This is a genomic window from Cupriavidus sp. C3SS-1 (genome assembly GCF_057073755.1).
The window spans coordinates 1,011,512-1,031,091 of sequence record NZ_CP172699.1 but is presented as its reverse complement, the minus strand read 5'-3'; the positions used below and the strand labels follow the sequence as shown (position 1 = coordinate 1,031,091).

Sequence of the window (19,580 nt, the reverse complement as noted above, 5' to 3'; positions counted from 1 at the left end):
CGCCACAGCAAAAAAGTAAGGCCGGGTCGTTGACCCGGCCTTTTTCATGCATGGATGGCTGTATGACGACAGCGCTTAGCGCACGGCGTTGGCGTTAGCCTCGGCGACAGCGACGGCGGTCATGTTGACGATGCGGCGCGTGGTCGCCTGCGGGTTCAGGATGTGCACTGGCTTGGCCGCGCCCAGCAGGATCGGGCCGACCGTGACACCCTGCCCGCCTGTCATCTTGAGCAGGTTGAACGCGATATTGGCCGCGTCCAGCGTCGGCATCACCAGCAGGTTGGCGCTGCCGGCCAGCTTGGTCGACGGCAGGAAGTGGCGGCGCACGTCCTCGTCCAGCGCGGCGTCGCCCTGCATCTCGCCTTCGACTTCCAGTTCAGGCGCCACACGCGCCAGGATCTCTGCCGCTTCGCGCATCTTGCGCGCGGACGGACGCGTCGACGAACCGAACATCGAATGCGACATCAGCGCCACCTTCGGATGCAGCCCGAAGCGGCGGATCTCTTCCGCTGCCAGTTGCGTGATCGCGGCCAGTTCCTCAGCGGTCGGGTCGTCATTGACGAAGGCGTCGGTGATGAACAGCGTGTGTTTCTCGAGCATCAGCGCGTTCAGCGCGGCAAACACCTTGGCGCCCGGGGCCAGGCCGATCACGTCGCGCACGTGTTCCAGGTGTGCCTCGAAACGGCCCACCGTGCCGCACAGCAGCGCATCGGCGTCGCCCATGTGCATCAGCATCGTGCCGATCAGCGTGTTCGAGCGGCGCAGCGCCACCTTGGCCATGTCGGGCGTGACGCCGTCACGGCCGCGCAGCGCGTGGTAGGCCTCGTGGTAGGCGCGGTAGCGCGGATCGTCTTCCGGGTTGATCAGCTCGAAGTCGACACCGGCGCGCAGGCGCAGGCCGGCCTTCTCGATGCGCATCTGGATCACGTGCGGGCGGCCGATCAGGATCGGTCGCGCCAGGCCTTCATCGACCACGCCCTGCACCGCGCGCAGCACGCGCTCTTCCTCGCCCTCGGCATAGGCGACGCGCTTGGGCGACGCCTTGGCGGCCGAGAACACCGGCTTCATGATCATGCCGGTGTGGTAGACGTAGGTCGACAGCTGCTGGCGATAGGCATCCAGGTCCTGGATCGGGCGCGTGGCCACGCCGGACTCTTCCGCGGCCTTGGCCACGGCCGGCGCGATCTTCTCGATCAGGCGCTGGTCGAACGGCGTCGGGATGATGTAGTCGGGGCCGAACTTCAGTTCGCGGCCACCGTAGGCCGCGGCAACCGCGTCGTTCAGTTCCGCTTCGGCCAGCTCGGCGATGGCCTTCACGCATGCCAGCTTCATCGCTTCCGTGATCTTGGTCGCGCCGCAATCGAGCGCGCCGCGGAAGATGTATGGGAAGCACAGCACGTTGTTGACCTGGTTCGGATAGTCCGAACGGCCCGTGGCGATGATGCAGTCCGGGCGCGCGGCCTTGGCCACTTCCGGGCGGATTTCCGGCTCGGGGTTGGCCAGCGCCAGGATGATCGGCTTGTCCGCCATGGTCTTCACCATCTCGGCGGTCAGCACGCCGGCGGTGGAGCAGCCCAGGAACACGTCCGCGTCCTTGACGATGTCGGCCAGCGTGCGGGACGAGGTGTCCTGGGCGTAGCGGGCCTTGTTGGCTTCCATGTTGGCGTCGCGGCCGACATAGATCACGCCCTTCGAGTCCACCACCGAAATGTTCTCGCGCTTCACGCCCAGGCTCACCATGGTGTCCAGGCAGGCGATGGCTGCCGCGCCGGCGCCCGACACGGCCAGCTTCACCTTGGCGACGTCCTTGCCGACCACCTTCAGGCCGTTGAGCAGCGCCGCGGTCGAGATGATGGCCGTGCCGTGCTGGTCATCATGGAAGACGGGGATATTCATGCGCTCGCGCAGCTTCTGCTCGATGTAGAAGCATTCCGGCGCCTTGATGTCTTCGAGGTTCACGCCGCCCAGCGTGGGTTCCAGCGCGGCGACGATCTCGACGATCTTGTCCGGGTCGCGCGCGTCGAGCTCGATGTCGAACACGTCGATGCCGGCGAACTTCTTGAACAGGCAGCCCTTGCCTTCCATCACCGGCTTGCCGGCCAGCGGACCGATGTCGCCCAGGCCCAGCACGGCGGTACCGTTGGTGACCACGGCCACCAGGTTGGCGCGCGAGGTGTATTCGGCAGCAGTCGACGGATCCTTGGCAATTTCCTCGCAGGCGTAGGCCACGCCCGGCGAGTACGCCAGCGACAGGTCGCGCTGGTTGGACAGCGCCTTGGTGGCGGTTACCTGGATCTTGCCCTTGGTCGGGCTGCGGTGGTATTCCAGCGCAGCCAGGCGCAATTGCGCTTCAGGACTGTTCGGGGCATGTTGCGGTGCGTCACCGCTGGTCTTGCTGCTCATTGGCTCGTCCGGAAAATGGCCTTCTGCCGGCGCCCGTGCGCATTCCACCCTTTAGGCAGCAGGCACGATGGCCGGCAGCGAGGGGCAGCATCCTGACGGGCTTCGGTTGTGTGGGCCGGAAAAATCGAGCGCTTATTCTAGCCCACGGTGGCAGCCGTTAACTCACCTCTTTCAAGGGGCGAAATGGGTTTTCGGCCGAATATCGCAGCAAAACAGCTTTTACCCAGCCGTATGCAATGGCACGCCAATGTATATGATTCGCCGACATTACTTGGGGGCCGTTTTTGCGTCGGCAGGCGCCGGCTGGGCCGGACCCTCATCCACCGGCAACGTTACGCGCCGGGGCCTGCCGCTCTCGGCCGGAAACTCGGTGAACGCGCTGCGGATCAGGTACGGCATCATCGCCGCCGGGTTGCCGTTCTCGGTCTGGTTCTGGGCGCTTACCTGATAGACGCGCTGCCCGGTGGCCGCATCCTTGAAATAGACGCTCAGGGTGGCGAAGGTCACCGGTACGTCGCGGACGACGGTCTGGGGCGGCGGCCAGTAGCCGGGCCAGCCCCACGGACCCCAGGGCCGGTAGGCACCGTACGGCCCCCAGTACGGTCCCCACGGACCGTACCAAGGGTCCGGGTAGACCGTTTCCGCCACGCGCACCATGCCAGGCGCCGCGTTGTATTCCATGCTGACCCGGTAGCGCGCCTGCTTCTGGGGCACCTGCTCGAAGCCGACCCCGGCCAGCGCACTGGCCAGCCACTGCTCGTAGGTCTGACGCTCCAGCTGCGCCGCCTGCTCAGCCGTGTGCTCGAAGCTGTAGGTGCGCGGCGCATCGTTCTGCCAGCCCGGCTGCCGGAACGCCGTGACATCAGTCACCACCGTGCTAGCACATCCTGTCACCACCATGGCGGCTGCCAGCGCGAGCCATACGGCAAGCCTGCGCCACATCCCGCTTCCGTGAATACAGTGGCCGCCCGTGCCACGGCCTGCCCATTGCCACATGTCGATGCCTCTCTTGTTGTTGACTGACGTGTCTCTGAGACCACGCCGCCGAGCCGGAATTCCCGTCAGCAGTGCGGCCTACCCCTTGGCTACAATGGTTACTTCAGAGCCGTGCTGCGCCCCGCAGGCCGGCACGCCCCGCTTTCACGGTCTTCCGAAGACAGGATTCCCCATGTTGCGCACCGATACGCCCGTTACCGTCTATCGCAAGGACTATACGCCGCCGGCCTTCACCATCGACCACGTCGAACTGGTGCTGGACCTGGACCCGCAACGCACCGTCGTGACCAGCACGCTGCGCTTCACGCGCCATGCAGGCGCGGCCGCCGACGCGCCGCTGGTGCTGGCCGGCGAAGACCTCGAACTGATCGGCGTGAGCGTGGATGGCAAACCCGTGGCCAACGCCACCCAGCAGGCGGGCACGCTGACGCTGCCCGGGCTGCCCGCGCAGGGCACGCTTGAAATCACCGCGGCCTGCCAGCCGGCGGCCAATACCTCGCTGTCGGGGCTCTATGTCTCGAACGGCAACTTCTTCACGCAGTGCGAGGCCGAGGGCTTCCGCCGCATCACGTATTTCCTCGACCGGCCCGACGTGATGGCCACCTACCGCGTGACGCTGCGCGCCGACCGCGCGGCCTGTCCGGTGCTGCTGTCCAACGGCAACCTCGTCAGCGAACGCGAACTGCCGGGCGGCCGTCATGAGGCGGTGTGGGAAGACCCGTTCCGCAAGCCTTCGTACCTGTTCGCGCTGGTGGCGGGCAAGCTCGAATGCATCGAGGAAACCATCCAGTCGGCATCCGGCAAGGACAAGCTGCTGCAGGTGTGGGTCGAAGCGCGCGACCTCGACAAGACCCGCCACGCGATGGATTCGCTGATCCACGCGATCCGCTGGGACGAGCGGCGCTTCGGGCTGGAACTGGACCTGGACCGCTTCATGATCGTCGCCGTCGGCGACTTCAACATGGGCGCGATGGAAAACAAGGGCCTGAACATCTTCAACACGAAGTACGTGCTGGCCAACGCGCAGACCGCCACCGATGTCGACTTCGCCAACATCGAAGCCGTGGTCGGCCACGAGTACTTCCACAACTGGACCGGCAACCGCGTGACCTGCCGCGACTGGTTCCAGCTCTCGCTCAAGGAAGGCCTGACGGTGTTCCGCGACCAGGAGTTCTCGGCCGACATGATGGGCTCGGAATCGGGCCGCGCGGTCAAGCGCATCGAAGACGTGCGCGTGCTGCGCCAGGTGCAATTCCCGGAAGATGCCGGCCCCATGGCGCATCCGGTACGCCCGGACAGCTACGAGGAAATCAACAACTTCTACACCGTCACGGTGTACGAAAAAGGCGCCGAGGTCGTGCGCATGTACCAGACCCTGCTGGGCCGCGACGGCTTCCGCCAGGGCATGGACCTGTACTTCCAGCGCCACGATGGCCAGGCCGTTGCCTGCGACGATTTCCGCGCCGCGATGGCGGATGCCAACGGGCGCGACCTCACGCAGTTTGGCCTCTGGTACAGCCAGGCCGGCACGCCGGTAGTCACCGCGCGCACGGCCTGGGACGCCGCCGATGGCAGCCTGACGCTGACCCTGTCGCAACGCTGCCCGAAGGTCGGCATCGAAACGCGCGCCGGCTCGCCCGAGAAGCAGCCCTTCCATATTCCGTTCGCGATCGGCCTGCTCGGCGCCGACGGCCACGACCTGCCGCTGCAGCTCGAAGGCGAAGCCACGGCCGGCGGCACCACGCGCGTGCTGGATTTCACGCAGGCCGAACAGACCTTCCGCTTCATCAACCTGCCGCGCGGCGCCGCGGCACCGCTGCCCTCCCTGCTGCGCAACTTCTCGGCGCCGGTGATCGTCGATGCCGAATACTCCGACGCCCAGCTCACGTTCCTGCTGGCCCACGACAGCGATGCGTTCAACCGCTGGGAAGCCGGCCAGCGCCTGGCCACGCGCGCGCTGCTGCAGCTCGTGGCCGACGTGCAGGCCGGCCGCGACCTGAAGCTCGACCCGGCGCTGGTCAGTGCCATGCGCACCGTGCTCAACGACGACCGCCTGAGCCCCGCGTTCCGCGAGCAGGCGCTGGTGCTGCCGGCCGAGGCTTACCTGGCCGAGCGCATGGGCGTGGCCGATCCGGCCGCCATCCACCAGGCGCGCCAGTTCATGCGCGCGGGCCTGGCTCATGCGCTGCAGGCCGACTGGCTGGCGGCCTACGAATCCAACGCCACGCCCGGCGCGTACAGCCCGGACGCCGAATCGGCCTCGCGCCGCGCGCTGCGCAACCTGGCGCTGGGCTACCTGGTCGAGAGCGGCAGCGACGCCATGCTCCAGCTTGCCGGCGAGCAGTACCTGAAAGCGGACAACATGACCGACCGCTTTGCCGCGCTGGCGGCGCTGGTCAACAGCTTCGCCCCGGGCCGCGAGGCGGCGCTCGCCGACTTCTACGAACGCTTCGAGGACGATGCGCTGGTCATCGACAAGTGGTTCTCGCTGCAGGGCATGCAGCGCGGCGAGGTCGGCCCGCACGCCGGCAAGCGCACCATCGACACGGTTCGCGCGCTGATGGAGCACCCGGCCTTCAACCTGCGCAACCCGAACCGCGCCCGCTCGCTGATCTTCAGCTTCTGCTCGGGCAACCCCGCGCAGTTCCACGCGGCGGATGGCTCCGGCTACCGCTTCTGGGCCGACCAGGTGCTGGCGCTCGATACCATCAACCCGCAGGTCGCGGCGCGCCTGGCGCGTGTCATGGACCGCTGGCAGAAGTACGAGCCGGCCTTGCGCGAGCGCATGCGCGCCGAGCTGGAGCGCGTGTCGGCATCGGCCTCGCTGTCGCGCGACGTGCGCGAGATCGTCGGCAAGTCGCTGGCCGCCTGACGCTCGCGGGGCCAGCGCCGGCGCGGCGCTGGCCCTCGCGGCACATGTAGAATTGCGGCCATCCAAGGAGAACCATCATGACTCGCATCAGCCTGACCCGCTACCTGGTCGAAGAGCAGCGCAAGCACAACACGATCCAGCCCGAACTGCGGCTGCTGATCGAAGTGGTGGCGCGCGCCTGCAAGGCCATTTCCAACGCCGTCAACAAGGGCGCGCTGGCCGGCGTGCTCGGCTCCGCCGGCACCGGCAACGTGCAGGGCGAAACCCAGCAGAAGCTGGACGTGATCGCCAACGAAGTGCTGCTCGACGCCAACGAATGGGGCGGCCATCTCGCCGCCATGGCCTCGGAAGAGATGGAATCGTTCTACGAGATTCCCAACCGCTATCCGAAGGGCGAATACCTGCTGATGTTCGACCCGCTCGACGGCTCGTCCAATATTGACGTCAACGTGTCGATCGGCACCATTTTCTCGGTGCTGCACATGCCCAAGCCGGGCCAGACCGTGACCGAGGCCGACTTCCTGCAGCCAGGCACGCACCAGGTGGCCGCCGGCTACGCCGTGTACGGCCCGCAGACCACGCTGGTGCTGACCGTCGGCAACGGCGTGCATGTATTCACGCTGGACCGCGAAGCCGGCAGCTTCATCCTGACGCAGTCCGATGTGCAGATTCCCGAGGACACCAAGGAATTCGCCATCAACATGTCCAATATGCGCCACTGGGCCCCGCCGGTGCGCAAGTACATCGACGAATGCCTGGCCGGCGAGGAAGGCCCGCGCGGCAAGAACTTCAACATGCGCTGGATCGCCTCGATGGTCGCGGACGTGCACCGCATCCTCACGCGCGGCGGCGTCTTCATGTACCCGTGGGACAAGCGCGAGCCGCAGAAGGCCGGCAAGCTGCGCCTGATGTATGAAGCCAACCCGATGGCAATGCTGGTCGAGCAGGCCGGTGGCGCCGCCACCAATGGCGACATCCGCATCCTGGACGTGCAGCCCGAAAAACTGCACCAGCGCGTGTCGGTGATCCTCGGGTCGAAGAACGAAGTGGAGCGCGTCACGCGCTATCACCACGAAGCAGCGGCGGCCCAGCAGCAAGGCTGACGCTGGGGCGTCCACACCCTTCCCCAGACAGGGCGCCTTCGGGCGCCCTGTCTGCTTTCCGGCGCCGCCCCACCCCGTCATGGATAGCCAGCACGACACAAAAAATATTTGCAGTGCGGCAAGAGCGCTGCTATGATTGCGGGCTGTTCCAGTTCAACGGAACGTGTTGCCGAAGTAGCTCAGTCGGTAGAGCAGCTCATTCGTAATGAGAAGGTCGGGGGTTCGATTCCTCTCTTCGGCACCATTCAAAACAAGCACTTAGCCCAGCCACACCGGTTGGGCTTTGTTGTTTCTGGACATTGTGTAGGGGCTTCATCCGCTCCACAGGCGCCCTCCTCGCGCGATCCTTACCCCCAACGCTCCCGGACAAATCAGTCCCCCGGCGCTCCGGGCGTGCAGCCTGCTTCGGCCGGGTTGCCGTCTGGGTAGAATGCGAGCGGCCGCATCATATTGAGCACCGTTTTTGGAGTACCCCATGGAAATCAAGGTCAACTTTCTCGACAAGCTCCGTCTTGAAGCCAAGTTCGATGACTTCACGGTAATCGCCGACCAGCCTATCCGCTATAAAGGAGACGGCTCGGCACCTGGTCCGTTCGATTATTTCCTGGCTTCGTCGGCCTTGTGCGCGGCTTATTTTGTCAAGTTGTACTGCGCGACCCGCAACATTCCGACCGATAATATCCGCCTGTCGCAGAATAATATTGTTGACCCGGAAAATCGTTACCAGCAGATTTTCAAGATCCAGGTCGAGTTGCCGACCGATATTTCCGAGAAAGACCGCCAGGGCATTTTGCGCTCCATCGATCGTTGCACGGTGAAGAAGGTGGTGCAGGCTGGGCCCGAGTTCGTGATTGAAGAGGTCGAGAACCTGGATGCCGATGCCCAGTCGCTGCTGACGTTGAAGCCGGCTGCTGACGCCAGCACCTATATTGCGGGCAAGGATCTGCCACTGGAGCAAACCATCGCCAATATGTCGGGTATTTTGGCGGGCCTGGGCATGAAGATTGAAATCGCTTCGTGGCGCAATATCGTTCCCAATGTGTGGTCGCTGCATATCCGCGATGCGCACTCGCCGATGTGCTTTACCAATGGCAAGGGAGCAACCAAGGAAAGCGCGTTGGCATCGGCGCTGGGAGAATTTATCGAACGCCTCAATTGCAACCATTTCTATGGCGGCACGTTCTGGGGCGAAGACATCGCCAATGCGGCGTTTGTGCATTATCCGAACGAGCGCTGGTTCAAGCCCGGACGCAAAGATGCGTTGCCGGCCGAAATTCTCGATGAATACTGCCGGTCCATCTACAACCCCGATGGCGAGTTGCGTGGATCGCATCTGTACGACACCAATTCGGGCAATACGCAGCGCGGCATTTGTTCACTGCCGTTTGTGCGGCAGTCTGATGGCGAAGTGGTGTATTTCCCGTCGAACCTGGTCGAAAACCTGTACGTCAGCAATGGCATGAGCGCTGGCAATACCCTGGCTGAAGCGCAAGTCCAATGCCTGTCCGAAATTTTCGAACGCGCGGTAAAGCGCGAAATTCTGGAAGGTGAAATGGCACTGCCGGATGTGCCGCAAGAAGTGCTGGCGAAATATCCAGGCATTCTGGCTGGCATCCAGGCGCTGGAAGAGCAAGGCTTTCCCGTGCTGGTGAAGGATGCGTCGCTCGGCGGAACCTACCCGGTGATGTGCGTCACCTTGATGAACCCGCGAACCGGCGGTGTCTTTGCTTCCTTCGGTGCGCATCCGAGCTTCGAAGTGGCGCTGGAACGGAGTCTGACGGAATTGCTGCAGGGGCGCAGTTTTGAAGGCCTGAACGATTTGCCTCAGCCCAGCTTTGTCAGCAACGCCGTGACCGAGCCAAATAACTTCGTCGAACATTTCATTGATTCCAGCGGTGTGGTGTCTTGGCGCTTCTTCAGCGCCAGAGCGAATTTCGATTTCGTCGAATGGGATTTTTCCGGCCAGGGCGAGAACTCCAACGCCGAGGAAGCCGCGACCTTGCTCGGCATTCTCGGAGACATGGGCAAGGAGGTGTACATGGCGGTGTATGACCAGCTCGGCGCCGTGGCTTGCCGGATCCTGGTGCCGGGCTATTCGGAGATTTATCCCGTCGATGACCTGGTCTGGGATAACACCAACAAGGCGCTGTTGTTCCGCGCGGATATCCTGAACCTGCATCGGCTGGACGACGCCAGCCTGGAAGCGCTGCTCGAGCGCCTGGATAGCAATGAGCTCGATGAATACTCCGACATCGCCACGTTGATCGGCATCGAATTTGACGAGAACACGGACTGGGGCCAGCTGACAGTGATCGAGCTGAAGCTGCTCATTCATCTCGCCCTGCATCAACTCGAAGAGGCGCACGAGCTGGTGGGCGCCTTCCTGCAGTACAACGACAACTCGGTCGAGCGCGGATTGTTTTACCAGGCCTTGAATGTCGTGCTGGAAGTGCTGCTCGACGACGACCTGGAACTGGACGACTACGAGGTCAATTTCCGCCGGATGTATGGCAACGCGCGGATGGACGCGGCGCTGGGCTCGGTGGACGGCAGCGTGCGCTTCTTTGGCCTGACACCCACCAGCATGAAACTGGAGGGCCTCGACAGGCACCAGCGCGTGATCGACAGCTACAACAAGTTGCATACGGCGCGGGCCAAGGCAGCGGCTTCAGCCAAGGGTTGAAGAGGCATGGCGGGGGAGGCGTTCCCCCTTGCTTTCTCCGTGCGCACTCAGCACCTAGCTCGCCAGCACATTCACCGCATCCTCCAGCGCCTGCGCCTGCTGCTTCAGCCCCATCGCCGCCGCGGCCGATTCCTCGACCAGTGCCGCGTTCATCTGCGTGATCTGCGTCATCTGCTCGACCGCCGCGCTGGTCTGCTCGATCTCCACGCTCTGCCCGCGGCTGGCACTGGCAATGGCCGAAATCGTCCGCGTCAGCGCCGATACCGATTGCTCGACGCGGTCCATCTCGCCGCCGGCGCTGATGGCCGCCTCGCTGCTCGCCTGCACGACTTCGAGCGAGTTTTCGATCAGTGCCTTGATCTGCTTCGCGGCCGCTTCGGCGCGCTGGGCCAGAGACCGCACCTCTCCCGCCACCACGGCAAAGCCTCGACCATGCTGGCCGGCGCGCGCGGCCTCGACCGCGGCGTTCAGGGCGAGCAGGTTGGTCTGGATGGCGATGTCATCGATCACGGACGTGATCTCGGCGATCTTGCGCGATTGCGTCGTCAGCCGCTCCATCAGCGACGCCGAGCGGCGCACGCCGCCCGCTGCCGCGGAGGCCGCCTCGGCCGTGCGGCGCCCTTCCTGATGGGCCTGTTCGGCGTCGCTGGCATTCTGCCGCGCGGTTTCGGTGATCTGCGCCAGCGTGGCCGTGGTTTCCTCGATGGCGCTGGCCTGTTGCTCGGTGCGCTCCGACAGGTCGGCGTTGCCGCTGGCCAGGCCTGCCGACGACTGCCACACGCTCTCGATCGAGTTGCGCGTATCGAGCAGCACGCCCACCAGCCGCGCATTCATCTGGTTCAGGAAACGGCCGAGCAGGCGCGTCTGCGCGTCGCCGCACTCGGGAAAACGATGCCGCAACTGGCCGGACAGCACCGCCAGCGCGCTGCGGTTCAGGCGCATCACGGGCCGCAGGATATTGAGCGCCAGGTAGCAGGCTGCGGCTCCGCACATGGCCACCGCCGCGCCAGCCAGCGCCCAGGTGATGGCCGGGGGTGCCGCCCACACCGTGGCGCTCGCCGCCGCCAGCGCGATCAGCACGACCTGCACGGACTGGACGACAAGCAGCCGCGCCACCACCGGCAGCCGCAACAGGCGCTGCACCACACCGGCCGCGCCCTTGCGAAATGCCTCGCCACCGGAGAGTCGCCAGCGTGACCGGACCCCGCGCTTGAGGTCGGCATAGAGCCTGGTTGCCGCGGCGATCTGCGCCGCCGTCGGCGCGGTTCTCACCGACAGGTAGCCGGCAAGTTCGCCATCACTGAACACTGGCGTGACGTTGGCAAGCACCCAGTAGAAGCCGCCGTCCTTGCGCCGGTTCTTGACCACGCCCGTCCAGGGCGTACCGGCACGGACCGTCGCCCAGAGGTCGGCGAAGGCGGCGGCCGGCATATCGGGGTGGCGGATGAGGTTCTGCGGCTGGCCCATGACCTCGTCACGCCCATACCCGCTGCTGCGAAAGAACGCCTGGTTGGCGTATTGGATATTGCCCTGCGCATCGGTCCTCGTGATGATGACCTCGTCCGATGGCAATTGGTATTCGTGATCGGTGACCGGTAGATTCAATCTCATGATGCTGGTTGTCTGTGTCGTTGCAACCTTGCCCTCGACTTCTCGCGCGAAGCCGATCCATCCCGCCTACCCCCGGTGGCGGGGCCGCGAGGAGTATTCACGATCGGCCGTGACAGCACGATGCGGCGCATGCCCAACATCGCTCCGGCTTGACGGCGCGCAAGCGCGGGCCATGCCTACCCCTTCCGGTGGATTGCAATCGCGCAGCCAATACCCCGCCTGGGGCGCCGGCACGCGGAAAAGAAGAAGGCCCCGGAAGCGCGGTGCTTCCGGGGCCTTTTGCTGTCTGCGCCAACCAACACCGGCGCCGCGATGAACCTTATTTCAGTGACTGCGCATACGCCTCGAGCTGCGCGATGCAAGTCCCCCAGCCTTCGAAGAATCCCATCTCCTCATGCTGGTCGCGCGTCGCCTTGTCCTTGTGCAGGACGGTGGCCACGTAGCGCGTGCCGTCGCCCTCGTCGTCCATGGTGATATAGGCGGTCATCGGCAGCCACGGGTTGTTGGCCGGGCGCCATTGCGCCACTAGCCCGGTGGTCCAGACGATGCGCGAGTGCGGCACCATGTCGAGGAAGACGCCAGGATTGTCGCTGGTTTCGCCGCCAGGGCCGTGCATCAGCGTGTGGAAGCCCCCCCCGGGCACGAAATCGAAAGCGAGGACTTCGGTGGTCCACGGCTTCGGGCACCACCATTCCTTCAGGTGGTTCGGGTCGGTCCAGGCTTTCCAGACGAGATCGCGCGGCGCCTTCAGCACGCGGGAAATCGCCAGGTCGAGGTCCTGCTTACTGCTCATCTGGTTCTCCTTGGCATGCACGGGCGGCGTGCAGTAACAGAAAGGCCAGCGCGCGCGCTGGCCTTCGGGAATTCAGTGCCACGTGAGTCGGTTCCGTGTAACGCTTCTACGGATTGCTGATCCGCTTCTGCATTCACTGCCCAACACTAGCCATCGCCTATCCTGCGGCACCCCAGGACACCTCTGCAGCTTAGTACAAATTCCGCCGGACGCCAGCCGCAGGCCGCGGCCATGCCGCTCAGGTCACCGCAATGCGGTCATCGATCAGGCGGATCTGTGCGCCAGGCTTGTCTTCCATCACCTTGAGCACGCGGTTGCCCACCTGCAGCGTCACGCCGCCATGAATGCGGCGGGCGGCGTCGATCACCGCCCCCGCCGCGGGTTGCATCTGCTCGCCCAGCCTGGCGATCTTCTCCTCGAGCTCGAACAGGTCGCGCGACGATTTGAACAGCGTGGCCCGCGCCTTTTCGCGCACGTCGTCCACCGCGCGTTCCGGGTTCTTGGCAAAGAAGGCCACGAGTTGCTTGACCTTGTTCTGCTCCTCGAGCAGACGCCGGCGCCCAGCCTCGAGCGCCGCGCGCTGGGCATCCGCGTACGGGTTCACGCCGACCTGCACGATTGTGGCGGTGCCCGCGGGCGCGCCGAACACCGCCGCACGCACCGCCAGCAGCGCACGGCTGCGGCCGCCGCTGATGCTGCCTGTGCCGCTGGTCCCGCCCACGACGATGCGCTCGCCCGCAGCCACATCGCTCTGGCGGATGCCGCTTTCGACGTTGACCTCCGTACCTGCCTCGACCACCGCGTTTTCGATGAAACGCGCCTGCACCGCACCCTGGCAGCGCACGCTGGCGCGGCTGATGGTGCCGCCCGGGTCCGCATGTCCGTGTCCGGTCTCGGCCTTGCCGATGATGCCGCCCTTGACCACGATGCTGCCGCCCGCCTCGATCGTCGCGGCTTCGATGACACCGTCCACGACCACGTCGCCGGTAACCTTCACCGACATGCCGGTGCGGATGTCGCCCGACACCCGCAGCGTGCCATCGAACGCCACATTGCCCGAGTGCAGGTCGACGGATTCCACCTGCACCACCGGGCTGACCGCGATGCCGTGCATGCCCACCACCGGCGAGCCAGCGAGGACGGCGATCAGCAGGTCGGGATCGTTGGGATCGGCCGCGGCACCGGTCAGTCCTTCGGCAAACGGCGTGTCTTCGACGGGGTCGGCGGCCAGCGCCTTGCCAAAAACATCAACGCCGTCGCTGCCGGGCTCGGCCGGAACGCGGCGCATCAGCGGCGTACCGGGGCTGACCAGCATCAGGTTGCCGAGTTCGCGCAGGTCCATGGGGGCGTCGTCGTCGGCCTGCGCGGGCTTGCGGGGTTGCAGCAAGTTAACGAAGCGCGCCGGCTGGCCTTGCCGCGGGGCGATGCCCGCCGCGATCTCGCGCAGTTCGCAGGCACCCTCCGCAAGGGTGGCTTCCAGGACCAGCGACTGGACTTGGGCCGTCACGCCCCGTTCGGCGACGGCACGCCGGATTTCCACCCCGGTCACGGCGCGGCCGCCTTCGGGACGCATCAGCGTCAGGCGCACGGACAGGCGATCGTCGCTGATGTCGAGTTCGAACGCACCGTCGATCAGCGCGCCGACCGTGGCATCGATCTCGCGATCGGCTTGCTGGCACTGGCCGAGGAATTTCGCAATGGCGCGCGGGTCCAGCCGCGCCTGCTCCCAGCCATGGCTGGCCAGGCATTCCCGGAACGCGGTGTGGTCCGGAGGCAACCGGCCCGTCTCGGGTACGTAGCGTGCGCGCACCTGCTCGCCCGGCTCACTGAGCTCCAGGCGCAAACCCGACTCGTGACTCATGAGTCCCCCAAATTCGCTTTGTACGGCGGCGCCCACGCGCTGCACCTGATCCAGGCACAGTCAGTCCGGGCCGGTGCGCTCGAGCGCACGTCCGCTTGTTGTCAATCGAATACCTACGGCATCTGGAGACAAAACTTGAGGCAGGGCAAATCGGGGCTTCCATTGACGTCCCGGATGGTATGGCAGACGGGCGCTGCGTTTTCGGTAAACTGTTGGCTTCCGAGGCGTCCGCCGCCTCCCGAATCCCCGCAGTCATGGCAAATACCCACGAAATCCGTCCCGGCCAGTCGATCGAGCTGCTCAAGGAGCTCCATATCCTGACGCGCGACGGCAAGATGAACCAGGACAGCCGGCGCAAGCTCAAGCAGGTCTACCACCTGTTCCAGTTCATCGAACCGCTGCTGCAGGAGGTCAAGTCCGAGCGCGATGCCGTCACGCTGGTCGACCACGGCGCCGGCAAGTCGTACCTGGGCTTTATCCTGTACGACCTGTTCTTCAAGAGCCTGCACGACCAGTCGCACATTTTCGGCATCGAAACGCGTGAAGAACTGGTGCAGAACTCGCAGGCACTGGCCACGCGCCTTGGATTTCCAGGCATGTCGTTCCTGAACCTGTCGGTGGCCGACTCCATCACCTCGCCGGCGCTGCCGGAGACGGTCGACGTGGTCACGGCGCTGCACGCCTGCAACACGGCCACCGACGACGCCATTCGCTTCGCGCTGGCCAAGCGTGCCCGGCACATCGTGCTGGTGCCGTGCTGCCAGGCCGAGGTCGCGAGCGTGCTGCGCAAGAACAAGGGACGCCTGCTGGCCGGCAACCCGCTGACCGAGATCTGGCGCCATCCGCTGCACACGCGTGAATTCGGAAGCCAGGTGACCAATGTGCTGCGCTGCCTGCAGCTGGAGGCGCACGGCTACCAGGTCAGCGTGACCGAACTGGTCGGCTGGGAACACTCAATGAAGAACGAGCTGATCATCGCCCAGTTCAAGGACTTGCCGCGCCGCCGTCCCGCCGAGCGGCTGGACAACGTGCTCGCCACGCTGGGGCTTGAAGAAATGCGCGAGCGGTTCTTCGCCGCGCCCGAGCCAGCGACGAACTAAGCGTCCGCCTGGCGCGGCGCCGAGCCATCGTCGCCGGCGTCGTCACCGTCCATCCAGCGCTGCCAACCTTCATGGCCCAGGCGGCGCATGGTCTCCATGTTGCGCTCGTAGATATCGGCCGCGTCGGGAAACGCCGCGGCGGCGCGGGCAATGCTGTCCTCGCGCAGCAGATGCAGGATCGGATACGGCGCGCGGTTGGTGTAGTTCTCGATATCGTCCGGCTCCGTCCCTTCGAACTGGTACTGCGGGTGGAAGCTCGCGATCTGCAGCATGCCTTCCAGGCGCAGGCTTTTGAGCAGGCGCTCGGCGAAGAACAGCAGGTCGTTGAAGTCGAGAAAGTCGGGCACCGCACGGAGCATGATCAGCAGCGTGGTGTCGACCTGTGCGGGGTCGGTCTCCGCCAGGAGCGTCAGCTCGCGCTCCAGCACGTCGAGCACGTCGGGGGCTTCGGTAGCTTCGCAGACCACGTAGCGGACCTGCTCCTTCACATACACGCTCTTGGCAAACGGGCAGAGATTGAGCCCGATGACCGCGCGCGCCAGCCAGTGGCGCGTGGCGGCAATGACGGCATCTTGATCGGTGACGGAAGACGGCATGGCGGCAAGACCGGGACAAAGCACCATTTTAGCGCTGCCGCAGGCTCTATAATCCGCGGCGTAGCACGCCCCTGCCATTCATTCCCGCCTTGCCATGCCGCCCACCGATACGCTTGCCGCCACGCCCACCATCCTGCCGGTTGAAGCCGCGGTGATTGGCGGCGGTCCCGCGGGGCTGATGGCGGCCGAGGTACTGGCTGCACGTGGCGTCCAGGTACACGTATTTGATGCCATGGCATCGGTGGGACGCAAATTCCTGATGGCTGGCAAGAGCGGCATGAACCTCACGCATGCCGAACCGGAACCGGCATTCCTGTCGCGCTACGGCGAACGCACCGCGCAAATCACGCCGATGCTGGCGGACTTTGGCGCGCAAGCCTTGCGCGACTGGGTACACGAACTGGGTATCGAGACCTTCGTCGGCAGCTCCGGCCGCGTCTTTCCCACCGACATGAAGGCTGCCCCGCTGCTGCGCGCGTGGCTGCACCGGCTGCGTGAAGCCGGCGTGCAGTTCCATATGCGACACCGCTGGCTCGGCTGGACTGACGATGCGGCGCGCGCGCTGCGCTTTGCCACGCCGCAAGGCGAGCAGCAAGTGCGCGCCGATGCCGTACTCCTGGCGCTGGGCGGCGCCAGCTGGGCACGGCTTGGCTCCGATGGCGCGTGGGTGCAGTTGCTCGCCCGCCATGGCGTGGATATCGCCGCGCTGCGGCCGGCGAACTGCGGTTTCGATGCCAACTGGAGCACGATGTTTGCCGAGCGCCATGCCGGCCATCCGGTCAAGCCGGTTGCGCTGGCGGTGACCGATACGCAGGGCAACGCGCACTATCGCCAGGGCGAGTTCGTGATCAGCGCGGGCGGCATCGAAGGCAGCCTGGTGTACGCGCTGTCCGCGCCCATCCGCGACCGGATCGAGCGCGACGGCGAAGCCATCGTCCACCTGGACCTGCTGCCCGATCATGATGCGCAGCGCGTGCTGGCCGAGGTATCGCACCCGCGTGGCTCGCGCTCGCTGTCAAGCCACCTGCAGAGCCGGCTTGGCATTACCGGTGTGAAAGCCAGCCTGCTGCGCGAGTGCCTGTCGAAGGAAGCCATGCAGGACACCGCGACGCTGGCGGCATCGATCAAGGCACTGCCGCTGCGCCTGTTGCGCGCACGGCCGATCGACGAGGTCATCAGCTGCGCGGGCGGCGTGCGTTTTGAAGCGATGAACGCCAGCCTGATGCTGGACGCGCTGCCCGGCGTGTTCTGCGCGGGCGAGATGCTGGATTGGGAAGCCCCGACCGGCGGCTACCTGCTGACAGCGTGCTTCGCGAGCGGCCGCACCGCTGGCCAGGGCGCGGCGCAGTGGCTCGCCGCGCGCTGATCAGCGCCCGTTGACGATGGCCAGCGCCACGGCCTCGGCCACTTCGATGCCGTCGATCGCGGCCGAGTAGATCCCGCCCGCATAGCCGGCGCCCTCGCCGGCCGGATACAGGCCTTCCACATTCACGCTCTGATAGTCCGCCTTGCGCTCGATGCGCAGCGGCGACGACGTGCGCGTTTCCACGCCCGTCAGCACCGCATCGTGCATGGCAAAGCCGGCAATCTTCTTGTCGAGTTCCGGCAGCGCTTCGCGAATGGCGTCGATAACGTAGTCGGGCAGCGCGGTGCTGAGGTCGGTCGGGGTCACACCCGGCTTGTAGGACGGCTCGACCGAACCGAGCGAAGTCGATGCCCGGCGCGCGATGAAGTCGCCCACCAGCTGGCCCGGCGCGTTGTAGTTGCGTCCGCCCAGTTCAAAGGCGCGCTCTTCCCACTTGCGCTGGAACTCGACGCCGGCCAGCGGACCGCCGGGGTAATCCTGCGGCGTGATGCCCACCACGATGCCCGCGTTCGCGTTGCGCTCCGCGCGCTTGTACTGGCTCATGCCATTGGTCACCACGCGGCCCGGCTCCGAGGCGGCGGCCACCACGGTGCCGCCCGGGCACATGCAGAAGCTGTACACCGAACGGCCGTTGCTGCAGTGGTGCACCACCTTGTAGTCGGCCGCGCCGAGCAGCTTGTTGCCGGCGAACTTGCCGAAGCGGCTGCGGTTGATCAGTCCCTGCGGATGCTCGATGCGGAAGCCGAGCGAGAACGGCTTGGCCTCCATGAACACGCCACGCTTGTGCAGCACCTCGAAGGTGTCGCGCGCGCTGTGCCCCACCGCGAGGATGACGTGCTCTGCGGCCAGGTACTCGCCCGTGGACAGTTTCAGGCCACGCAGCTTGCCCTGATCGATATCGAGATCGTCGACGCGGGTCTCGAAGCGGACCTCGCCGCCCAGCTCGCGGATCTCGGCGCGCATCTTCTCGACCATGCTCACCAGCCGGAACGTGCCGATGTGCGGACGCGCCTTGTACAGGATGTCTTCCGGCGCGCCGGCGCGCACGAACTCGTTGAGCACCTTGCGGCCGTAATGCTTCGGATCCTTGATCTGGCTGTACAGCTTGCCATCCGAGAACGTGCCCGCACCGCCTTCGCCGAACTGCACGTTCGACTCCGGGTTCAGCACGCTCTTGCGCCACAGGCCGAAGGTGTCGCGGGTGCGCTCGCGCACTTCCTTGCCACGTTCCAGGATGATCGGGCGGAAGCCCATCTGCGCCAGGAGCAGACCGGCCAGCAGGCCGCACGGCCCCATGCCGATCACTACCGGACGCGGCGTATTGCCGGCATTGCCGCCCTGCGGCGCCTGCGCAACGAAGTGGTACGCCATGTCGGGCGCCACGCTCCAGTTGGGCTTGCCGGCCATGCGCTTGATGGCGGCGGGCTCGTCCTTCACCTCGATGTCGATGATGTAGGTGAGCTTGATGTCGGAGCGCTTGCGCGCGTCGTGCGCGCGGCGGAACACGGTGTATTGCACAAGCCCGTCGCCCTTCACGCCGATCTGCGCCAGCGCCCCGCGCACGGCGTGGTCGAGATCGTCTTCGGTGTGTTCGAGGGAGAGCTTGAGTTCGGAAAGGCGGAGCATGGAAACCTGCGAGGATGCGGCCACAGTCGTAGCCGGAACGGCCGCGCTATCCGTGCCACGGGGCATCAGGAGCGGACCAGAAAAGGGCAACCGGCCGGGCAAGGCCGGCCGGGTGCGCCATTCTATCGGGTTTCCGCCTTGAAGGGGCCGGTGGTGGCCGCCCAGGCGCGCCGGCGCAGCCATCCGGCCAATCCACGACAGGCGCGTTGCCAGCGTCCCGGCGCGGGCTCCCGCCACATCACCTCGGCCGCGCCGGTGGCCGATACCGTCAGCCAGCCGCGCTCACCGAGCACAAGCACTCCTCCGGGACTGAGCCGGTGACGCAGGCCCAGTGTGCCGACAGCAGCCCATTGCGGCGGCAGCGCCACCTCGACATGGCCCTCCGCCACGTGGATGACAGTGCCGCGCGAGGCGTGACGCCTGAGGGCCTGACCGGGCCCGAGCGCATAGCGGATCGGAGAAATCGGTGTGGGGATCGAGGCTGGCATGAGCGGCTCCTGGCGTGATTCGGACAGGCACCCAGCGTATCGGCGCCCGTTCATCCCACACAGCCACAGCGACACCGGCCCG

13 protein-coding genes and 1 tRNA gene are annotated in these 19,580 nt (G+C 65.7%); 6 read left to right on the top strand and 8 right to left on the bottom strand.

Annotation, left to right across the window (positions count from 1 at the left end; all coding sequences use genetic code 11):
• Positions 1 to 75: 75 nt before the first annotated feature.
• Both ACIGJC_RS04765 and ACIGJC_RS04760 read right to left on the bottom strand, forming a co-directional pair.
• The gene (locus ACIGJC_RS04765) at positions 76 to 2,403 is read right to left on the bottom strand and encodes an NADP-dependent malic enzyme (protein ID WP_483710873.1); all 2,328 of its coding nucleotides are present in this window, start codon (positions 2,401 to 2,403) and stop codon (positions 76 to 78) included.
• Positions 2,404 to 2,670: 267 nt separating this feature from the next.
• A complete protein-coding gene (locus ACIGJC_RS04760; protein ID WP_483710872.1) occupies positions 2,671 to 3,345 on the bottom strand; it encodes a DUF4136 domain-containing protein in 675 nt (224 codons plus the stop codon).
• A 226-nt stretch (positions 3,346 to 3,571) separates the two neighbouring features.
• Between ACIGJC_RS04760 and pepN the strand changes: the two genes are divergently transcribed.
• The 4 genes from pepN to ACIGJC_RS04740 all read left to right on the top strand — a co-directional run bounded on the left by pepN (position 3,572) and on the right by ACIGJC_RS04740 (position 10,057).
• Complete coding sequence (gene pepN, locus ACIGJC_RS04755; protein ID WP_483710871.1) at positions 3,572 to 6,271, top strand: aminopeptidase N; 2,700 nt, start codon at positions 3,572 to 3,574, stop codon at positions 6,269 to 6,271.
• A gap of 77 nt (positions 6,272 to 6,348) precedes the next feature.
• On the top strand, positions 6,349 to 7,374 hold the full coding sequence (locus tag ACIGJC_RS04750; RefSeq protein ID WP_483710870.1) for a class 1 fructose-bisphosphatase: 1,026 nt from the start codon (positions 6,349 to 6,351) through the stop codon (positions 7,372 to 7,374).
• A 168-nt stretch (positions 7,375 to 7,542) separates the two neighbouring features.
• A tRNA-Thr gene (locus ACIGJC_RS04745) sits at positions 7,543 to 7,618 on the top strand.
• 231 nt (positions 7,619 to 7,849) lie between these two features.
• Positions 7,850 to 10,057, top strand: coding sequence for an OsmC domain/YcaO domain-containing protein (locus ACIGJC_RS04740; RefSeq protein WP_483710869.1), 2,208 nt, complete (start codon positions 7,850 to 7,852; stop codon positions 10,055 to 10,057).
• A 54-nt stretch (positions 10,058 to 10,111) separates the two neighbouring features.
• Here the strand turns inward: ACIGJC_RS04740 and ACIGJC_RS04735 are convergent, their stop codons facing one another.
• The 3 genes from ACIGJC_RS04735 to ACIGJC_RS04725 form a co-directional block, all read right to left on the bottom strand.
• The gene (locus ACIGJC_RS04735; RefSeq protein WP_483710868.1) at positions 10,112 to 11,668 is read right to left on the bottom strand and encodes a methyl-accepting chemotaxis protein; all 1,557 of its coding nucleotides are present in this window, start codon (positions 11,666 to 11,668) and stop codon (positions 10,112 to 10,114) included.
• A gap of 319 nt (positions 11,669 to 11,987) precedes the next feature.
• Positions 11,988 to 12,461, bottom strand: a complete 474-nt coding sequence (locus tag ACIGJC_RS04730) for an SRPBCC family protein (RefSeq protein WP_483710867.1) — start codon at positions 12,459 to 12,461, stop codon at positions 11,988 to 11,990.
• Between the two features lie 238 nt (positions 12,462 to 12,699).
• Positions 12,700 to 14,322, bottom strand: a complete 1,623-nt coding sequence (locus tag ACIGJC_RS04725) for a DUF342 domain-containing protein (protein WP_483710866.1) — start codon at positions 14,320 to 14,322, stop codon at positions 12,700 to 12,702.
• Between the two features lie 254 nt (positions 14,323 to 14,576).
• On the opposite strand from ACIGJC_RS04725, the gene ACIGJC_RS04720 reads away from it, so the two are divergent.
• The gene (locus tag ACIGJC_RS04720) at positions 14,577 to 15,422 is read left to right on the top strand and encodes a class I SAM-dependent methyltransferase (RefSeq protein ID WP_483710865.1); all 846 of its coding nucleotides are present in this window, start codon (positions 14,577 to 14,579) and stop codon (positions 15,420 to 15,422) included.
• Here ACIGJC_RS04720 and ACIGJC_RS04715 read toward each other — a convergent pair.
• Positions 15,419 to 16,018 carry a DUF1415 domain-containing protein gene (locus ACIGJC_RS04715; protein WP_483710864.1) on the bottom strand — a complete coding sequence of 200 codons (600 nt, stop codon included), beginning with the start codon at positions 16,016 to 16,018 and terminating at the stop codon, positions 15,419 to 15,421. The genes ACIGJC_RS04720 and ACIGJC_RS04715 overlap by 4 nt on opposite strands.
• A gap of 94 nt (positions 16,019 to 16,112) precedes the next feature.
• On the opposite strand from ACIGJC_RS04715, the gene ACIGJC_RS04710 reads away from it, so the two are divergent.
• Positions 16,113 to 17,384 carry a TIGR03862 family flavoprotein gene (locus tag ACIGJC_RS04710; protein ID WP_483710863.1) on the top strand — a complete coding sequence of 424 codons (1,272 nt, stop codon included), beginning with the start codon at positions 16,113 to 16,115 and terminating at the stop codon, positions 17,382 to 17,384.
• Here the strand turns inward: ACIGJC_RS04710 and ACIGJC_RS04705 are convergent, their stop codons facing one another.
• Together ACIGJC_RS04705 and ACIGJC_RS04700 are read right to left on the bottom strand one after the other, a co-directional pair.
• Entirely contained in the window at positions 17,385 to 19,010 is a 1,626-nt protein-coding gene (locus ACIGJC_RS04705) for an NAD(P)/FAD-dependent oxidoreductase (protein WP_483710862.1), read from the bottom strand. It lies immediately after the preceding gene.
• 122 nt (positions 19,011 to 19,132) lie between these two features.
• The gene (locus ACIGJC_RS04700) at positions 19,133 to 19,498 is read right to left on the bottom strand and encodes a hypothetical protein (RefSeq protein ID WP_483710861.1); all 366 of its coding nucleotides are present in this window, start codon (positions 19,496 to 19,498) and stop codon (positions 19,133 to 19,135) included.
• Between the last annotated feature and the right edge of the window lie 82 nt (positions 19,499 to 19,580).

Excerpts from the sequence above, each read along its gene's own strand:
- ACIGJC_RS04700 (WP_483710861.1), bottom strand. The coding sequence starts at position 19,498 with ATGCCAGCCTCGATCCCCACACCGATTTCTCCGATCCGCTATGCGCTC.
- ACIGJC_RS04765 (WP_483710873.1), bottom strand. The coding sequence starts at position 2,403 with ATGAGCAGCAAGACCAGCGGTGACGCACCGCAACATGCCCCGAACAGT.
- pepN (WP_483710871.1), top strand. The coding sequence starts at position 3,572 with ATGTTGCGCACCGATACGCCCGTTACCGTCTATCGCAAGGACTATACG.
- ACIGJC_RS04730 (WP_483710867.1), bottom strand. The coding sequence starts at position 12,461 with ATGAGCAGTAAGCAGGACCTCGACCTGGCGATTTCCCGCGTGCTGAAG.
- ACIGJC_RS04750 (WP_483710870.1), top strand. The coding sequence starts at position 6,349 with ATGACTCGCATCAGCCTGACCCGCTACCTGGTCGAAGAGCAGCGCAAG.
- ACIGJC_RS04735 (WP_483710868.1), bottom strand. The coding sequence starts at position 11,668 with ATGAGATTGAATCTACCGGTCACCGATCACGAATACCAATTGCCATCG.
- ACIGJC_RS04705 (WP_483710862.1), bottom strand. The coding sequence starts at position 19,010 with ATGCTCCGCCTTTCCGAACTCAAGCTCTCCCTCGAACACACCGAAGAC.
- ACIGJC_RS04760 (WP_483710872.1), bottom strand. The coding sequence starts at position 3,345 with ATGTGGCGCAGGCTTGCCGTATGGCTCGCGCTGGCAGCCGCCATGGTG.
- ACIGJC_RS04725 (WP_483710866.1), bottom strand. The coding sequence starts at position 14,322 with ATGAGTCACGAGTCGGGTTTGCGCCTGGAGCTCAGTGAGCCGGGCGAG.
- ACIGJC_RS04720 (WP_483710865.1), top strand. The coding sequence starts at position 14,577 with ATGGCAAATACCCACGAAATCCGTCCCGGCCAGTCGATCGAGCTGCTC.
- ACIGJC_RS04740 (WP_483710869.1), top strand. The coding sequence starts at position 7,850 with ATGGAAATCAAGGTCAACTTTCTCGACAAGCTCCGTCTTGAAGCCAAG.
- ACIGJC_RS04715 (WP_483710864.1), bottom strand. The coding sequence starts at position 16,018 with ATGCCGTCTTCCGTCACCGATCAAGATGCCGTCATTGCCGCCACGCGC.
- ACIGJC_RS04710 (WP_483710863.1), top strand. The coding sequence starts at position 16,113 with ATGCCGCCCACCGATACGCTTGCCGCCACGCCCACCATCCTGCCGGTT.